Below are 2,768 nucleotides of genomic sequence, written 5' to 3'. Positions count from 1 at the left end.
GCGTCGGACACCTCCAGGCCGCCGAACTTCGCCTTCCATGCATAGTAGGTCGCGCTCGACATGCCGTGCTTGCGGCATAGCTCCGTCACCACTGCACCCGCCTCGGCCTCCTTCAGGATGCCGATGATCTGCTCTTCCGAAAATTGCTTCCGCTTCATTCCGTCCGTCCCTTCGAGGGGCCGGTCTCTAGGTCCAGGTGGATGAAGAAACGGGGGTCACGTCACTCGCGTTCAGTTTGACCGGAGATAAGCACCGGCATGCAAACGGCACGGTCTACGGGCAAACTTGCGCCGTGCTCCGTAGAACCATAATCAGAACGTAGCGAGAAAGAGCGCGCAGACCGGACGCGCGGGAACGTAAATCGCCGGTCAGCATTCACGATGTTTTTACGAGCGTTCGCTTGCGGCAGGTAGGCGTTCCAGCACAGCGCGACGGCTGCATAGCTTGGATGCCTTACGGGACAAAGACGGCGCGCAGGCAGCCATCCTCCTTGTGCTTGAACATGTGATAGCCCTTCGGACTGTCCTCCAGCGAAAAGCGATGCGTGGCCAGCGCGGCCGGCGTCAGTTCGCCGCGTTGAGCGTGCTCCAGCAGACGAGGGACATAGGCTTGGCCATGCTGCTGCGCGGTCCGCACGGTGACACCCTTGTTCATCAGCAACCCCAGCGGAAACTTGTCCATCACGCCGTAGACGCCAAGGATCGACAGAATGCCGCCCTTGCGCACCGCCAGCATCGCTTGGCGCAGCGCCTTGCCCCGATCGGTCTCCATGTAGAGCGCCTGTTTCACCCGGTCATAGGCCTGTTGAAGGCCGGTGCCCCCCGCCTCCATCCCCACCGCATCGATACAAGCATCGGGACCACGGCCACCGGTCAGCGGCGGCACCAGCGTGAGCGCGTCGGGGACGGTGCCGCGGTGCGATGATCCGACGCTAGGCGGTCACCACCGGCAGCGCCTTCGCAACGGTGCCCTCCGCCTGATAATCAGGCGGAATCTTGAAGTCCTTGCGGGCGGCGCCACGGGAAGCCTGCAGGCCACGTGGCCAACCGCTGCGATCCGAATAATCGCGGTCGCCGTCCGGTCCGCGACGATGCGCTGCCTTCACCCCGTTGTAGGCGACGATGTCCAGCAGGGTGATGCCGACTACCAGCGCCGTCGCCACCGCTGCGTTGCGGCGCTTGGGATTATCGCCGTGCAACGCGGTTGCGAGCGTGGCAAGGTCGAGCGCATCGCCTCCGATCCGCGCGGCCAGCCCGACAGGCTTGTCGATCGACAGTGTCGGCACCGCGCTTGCCAGTTCGCGTGCACCATAGCCACGGATCAGGCCTTCCTTCCCTTCGAGCCCAAGACTGCGCGCGATCTTTCCCGGCGCCACCAGTTCGGCGACGCCAAGCCCGAACGAGAACCATCCGAGCGCGCGAGCAAGCCGGTCAGGCCCACGCATCGAACTGGGGCCTTTACGCTCGATACGCGGATCGCCTGGCGACCGGGCAATGCCGGTTAGATTGGTAAGTGACATGAAAGCCTCCGTCAGGGCTGGAGCATGACCTTGATGCAGCCGTCCGCCTTGTCGCGGAACGTGGCGTACATCTCAGGGCCTTGGGACAGATCGACCTTGTGGGTGATAACGAACGAAGGATCGATCTGGCCGTCCTCGATCCGGCGCAGCAGGTCGCCGGTCCAGCGCGGCACATGCGCCTGCGCCATGCGGAAGGTCAGGCCCTTGTTCATCGCCTGCCCCATCGGGATTTTATCGACCAAGCCGAGGTACACGCCGATGATCGAGATGACGCCCGCCGGACGGCAGACATAGATCATCTCCCGCAGCACATGCGGTCGATCGTTCTCCGCCATCAGCATCTGCTTGGCGCGATCGAGCACCGTGTCGGGCTGACCGAAGCTGACGTGACTTTCGGTGCCGACGGCATCGATGCACTTGTGCGGACCGAGGCCGCCGGTCAGCTCGTTCAGCCGCTCGACGACGCTTTCCTCGTCGAAGTTGATGGTGATTGCACCCGCTGCCGCGGCCATCGACAGCCGTTCGGGCAGATGGTCGATCGCAACGACCTGTTCGGCGCCGAGCAGGAACGCCGAGCGGATCGCCATCTGGCCCACGGGGCCGCAGCCCCAGATCGCGACGGTATCGCCGGGCTGGATATCGGCCTGTACCGCCGCCTGCCAGCCGGTCGGAAGGATGTCGGAAAGGAACAGCAGCTTTTCGTCGTCGATGCCGTCGGGCACCTTGATGTGCGTGGTGTCCGCAAAGGGCACGCGCAGATACTCCGCCTGTCCGCCCGGATAGCCGCCGGTCAGATGGGTGTAGCCGAACAGCCCCGCCGTGCGGTGCCCGAACGCCTTGTCGCCCAACTCGCCCTTGCGATTGGTCCGCTGGCAGACCGAGAAATTGCCGCGCCGGCACTGCTCGCACTCGCCGCACTGAATGGTAAACGGGATGACGACCCGGTCGCCTTTCTTCAGCTTGCCTTTCGACCCGCTACCGACCTCGACCACCTCGCCCATCGTCTCGTGGCCCATGATGTCGCCGGGCAGCATCGCGGGAACGAGATTATGAAAAAGATGGAGGTCGGACCCGCAAATCGCACAACTCGTAACCTTGATTATAGCGTCGCGGGGATCTTCGATCGAAGGATCGGACACCGTGTCGTATCGGATGTCCTCCTTGCCGTGCCAGACTAGGTCGCGTGGACAAAATCAGGTCTTGTGTTGGGGCGCGGCTTAAAAGGCGGACGATCGCCCATCAAGATGCC

Annotated in this window: 4 protein-coding genes; all 4 read right to left on the bottom strand. The window is 63.6% G+C overall.

Features of this window, described 5'->3' with window-relative positions; all coding sequences use genetic code 11:
* A partial coding sequence (locus ACTHQV_RS19170; RefSeq protein ID WP_440492128.1) for a transposase occupies positions 1-158 on the bottom strand: 158 nt, incomplete at its 3' end.
* A 295-nt stretch (positions 159-453) separates the two neighbouring features.
* A complete protein-coding gene (locus tag ACTHQV_RS19165; RefSeq protein WP_440492312.1) occupies positions 454-885 on the bottom strand; it encodes a hypothetical protein in 432 nt (143 codons plus the stop codon).
* Between the two features lie 46 nt (positions 886-931).
* Positions 932-1,519, bottom strand: coding sequence for a hypothetical protein (locus ACTHQV_RS19160; protein WP_440492311.1), 588 nt, complete (start codon positions 1,517-1,519; stop codon positions 932-934).
* Positions 1,520-1,530: 11 nt separating this feature from the next.
* Positions 1,531-2,673: a zinc-dependent alcohol dehydrogenase gene (locus tag ACTHQV_RS19155; protein WP_440492313.1), complete on the bottom strand. Its 1,143-nt coding sequence runs from the start codon at positions 2,671-2,673 to the stop codon at positions 1,531-1,533.
* Between the last annotated feature and the right edge of the window lie 95 nt (positions 2,674-2,768).

Origin of the sequence: Sphingomonas sp. SAFR-052 (assembly GCF_051965015.1) — a bacterium.
In the GTDB taxonomy this organism is placed as follows: Bacteria; Pseudomonadota; Alphaproteobacteria; order Sphingomonadales; family Sphingomonadaceae; genus Sphingomonas.
Note: the sequence above shows the minus strand (reverse complement) of the source record. Positions and strands in the feature narration are given on the sequence as shown.

Bases quoted from the DNA above. Each gene is read 5' to 3' on its own strand.
- ACTHQV_RS19160 (WP_440492311.1), bottom strand. From the start codon at position 1,519: ATGTCACTTACCAATCTAACCGGCATTGCCCGGTCGCCAGGCGATCCG.